The 2,976-nt window shown below is 70.0% G+C and carries 3 protein-coding genes; all 3 read left to right on the top strand.

Features of this window, described 5'->3' with window-relative positions:
- Window positions 1-582 (top strand): dihydrodipicolinate synthase family protein (locus OP79_RS48685; RefSeq protein ID WP_033329663.1); only part of this gene is annotated, 582 nt, incomplete at its 5' end.
- Window positions 579-2,066 carry a 5-carboxymethyl-2-hydroxymuconate semialdehyde dehydrogenase gene (gene hpaE / locus OP79_RS48680; RefSeq protein ID WP_033329662.1) on the top strand — a complete coding sequence of 496 codons (1,488 nt, stop codon included), beginning with the start codon at window positions 579-581 and terminating at the stop codon, window positions 2,064-2,066. The genes OP79_RS48685 and hpaE, both read left to right, overlap by 4 nt.
- The coding region (hpaD, locus tag OP79_RS48675) for a 3,4-dihydroxyphenylacetate 2,3-dioxygenase (protein ID WP_033329661.1) at window positions 2,063-2,976 on the top strand (914 nt) is incomplete at its 3' end. The genes hpaE and hpaD, both read left to right, overlap by 4 nt.

The raw sequence follows: 2,976 nt of genomic DNA, 5'->3' as shown, positions 1-2,976 counted from the left end.
CCCACGCAGGAGGCGCTGTATCAGTGGTACGCGACGGTGGCCCGGGAGTTCCCGGATCTGCCGATCGTCGCGTACAACGTGCCCTCGCGCACGGCCGTCGACATCGCGCCCGAGACAGTGAAGCGGCTGTTCACCGACTTCGAGAACTTCGTGGGCGTCAAGGAGACCACCAAGGACTTCGAGCACTTCTCGCGCGTGCTGCACGCCTGCGGGCGCTCACTGCTGGTGTGGTCGGGCATCGAGCTGCTGTGCCTGCCGCTGCTCGCGCTCGGCGGTGCGGGTTTCGTTTCAGCCGTCGCCAATCTCGCGCCCGGCGCGGTGGCTCGGATGTACGAGCTGTGGGAGGCGGGCGATTTCGACGGTGCCCGCGATCTGCACTACCGCCTGCACCCGCTGGTCGACCTCTTGTTCGTCGAGACGAACCCGGCGCCGGTGAAGTGGGTGCTGCACCAGCAGGGACGTATCGCGGCGCCCCATGTCCGCCCGCCGCTCACCTCTCCCACCGACGCGGGCCTGTCGAAGATCCGCGCGCTGCTCCGCGAGGGCGGAGACCTCACCCAGCAGATCGGAGCCGCGCAGTGAGCACCACCCCTGAGCACCTTCCCACCGTGATCCGGCACTGGATCGGCGGTGCCCTCGTCGACGCCGCGGACGGACGCACCTTCGATGTCGCCGACCCGGTCTCCAACACGGCCTACGCACAGGCCGCGCGCGGTTCCGCGGCCGACGTGGACCGGGCGGTGACGGCTGCCCGGGTCGCGTTCCCGCAGTGGGCCGGGCTGTCCAACCGGGCACGCGCGGGTGTCCTGTACCGGATCGCCGACGCCGTCGAGGCCCGGCACGACCGGCTCGCCGCCTTCGAGTCGTACGACTCCGGGCTGCCGATCACCCAGGCCCGCGGCCAGGCCCGGCGTGCGGCGGAGAACTTCCGCTACTTCGCGGATGTCATCGTCGCGCTCGGCGAGGAGGCGTTCCGGCAGGGCGAGGAGCAGTTCAGCTATGTGGTGCGCACCCCGGTGGGAGTCGCCGGACTGATCACACCGTGGAACACCCCGTTCATGCTGGAGAGCTGGAAGCTCGCCCCGGCCCTGGCCTCCGGCTGCACGCTGATCCTCAAGCCCGCCGAGTGGACCCCGCTGTCCGCAAGCCTGTGGCCGGAGATCTTCGCCGAGGCCGGGGTTCCTGCCGGGGTGGTGAACATCGTCCACGGCCTCGGCGAGGAGGCCGGCCAGGCCCTCGTCGACCACCCGGACGTGCCGCTGATCTCCTTCACCGGCTCCTCCGACACCGGCCGGCACATCATCCGCTCCTCCGCCCAGCACCTGAAGACCGTCTCCATGGAGCTGGGCGGCAAGTCCCCGGTCGTCGTCTTCGCCGACGCCGACCTCGAGGCCGCGCTGGACTCGGTCGTCTTCGGTGTGTTCTCCCTCAACGGGGAGCGCTGCACGGCCGGTTCCCGCGTCCTGGTCGAGCGCCCGCTGTACGAGGAGTTCACCCGCCGGCTGGCAAAGCGGGCCGCCGACGTCCGCGTCGGGCTGCCGTCCGACCCGGCCACCGAGGTCGGCGCACTGGTCCACCCCGACCACTACGAGCGCGTCCTGAACTACGTGGAGATCGGCAGGAAGGAGGCCCGCCTGGTCGCAGGGGGTGAGCGCCCCGACCACCTCGCCGACGGCAACTACCTCCAGCCCACCGTCTTCGCCGACGTCGAACGCGACGCCCGTATCTTCCAGGAGGAGATCTTCGGCCCGGTCGTGGCCGTCGCCCCCTTCGACGACGAGACCGAGGCCGTGGAACTCGCCAACGCCACCCAGTTCGGGCTGGCCGCCTACGTCTGGACCTCCAACCTCAAGCGCGGCCACCGCATCGCGCACGCCGTCGCATCCGGCATGGTCTGGATCAACTCCCACAACGTCCGCGACCTGCGCACCCCGTTCGGCGGGGTCAAGGCCTCCGGCGTGGGCCGCGAGGGCGGCGCCCACAGCATCGACTTCTACACCGAATCGAAGATCGTCCACGTCGCCCTCGGCGAAGTGCACACCCCCCGCTTCGGAGCCACCTCATGACCGCCTCGAACGCCCCCGACGCCCCGGATGTCATCCGGTCCGCCTACGCCCAGCTCGCCGTCACCGACCTGGCGGCCGCCCGCTGGTTCTGGGCCGACATGCTCGGCTTCCACGTCCAGTACGAGGACACCGAGTCGCTGTACCTGCGCGGCACCGACGAACTCACCCACCACTCCCTGGTGCTGAGGCGTGGGGAGACGGCCGCTCTTGACCACCTCTCCTACCGGGTCCGCACCCCCGAGGACGTCGACACAGCGGAGAAGTACTTCACCCAACTCGGCTGCCCGGTCAAGCGGTTGAAGAAGGGCGAGGGCACGCACGGGATCGGCGACGCGGTCCGCGTCATCGACCCGCTCGGCTTCCCCGTCGAGTTCTTTTATGAGATCGCCCGCGCCGAGCGCCTCATCCAGCGCTACGACCTGCGCCACGGCGCCGAGATCGCCCGCCTGGACCACTTCAACCTCTGCACCCCCGACATCCCGGCCGCCTACGCCCACTACCAGTCCCTCGGCTTCGGCTGCTCGGAAACCATCGAGGGCGACGAGCACGAGCTGTACGCGGCCTGGATGTACCGCAAGCAGACCGTCCACGACGTCGCCTTCACCGGCGGCGCAGGCCCCCGCCTGCACCACCTCGGCGTGGCCACCCACGAGTCCCACCAGGTCCTGCGCGCGGCCGACCTGTTCGGCTCGCTGCGCAAGGAGCACCACATCGAACGCGGCCCCGGCCGGCACGGCGTCTCCAACGCCTTCTACCTCTACCTGCGCGACCCCGACGGCCACCGCGTGGAGATCTACACCTCCGACTACTACACCGGTGACCCCGACCACGAGACGTACCGCTGGAACGTCCACGACGACCGCCGCCGCGACTTCTGGGGCAACGCCGTCATCGAGTCCTGGTACAAGGA

It is taken from the genome of Streptomyces yerevanensis, assembly GCF_000716805.1.
Taxonomy (GTDB): Bacteria; Actinomycetota; Actinomycetes; order Streptomycetales; family Streptomycetaceae; genus Streptomyces; species Streptomyces flaveus.
Note: the sequence above shows the minus strand (reverse complement) of the source record. Positions and strands in the feature narration are given on the sequence as shown.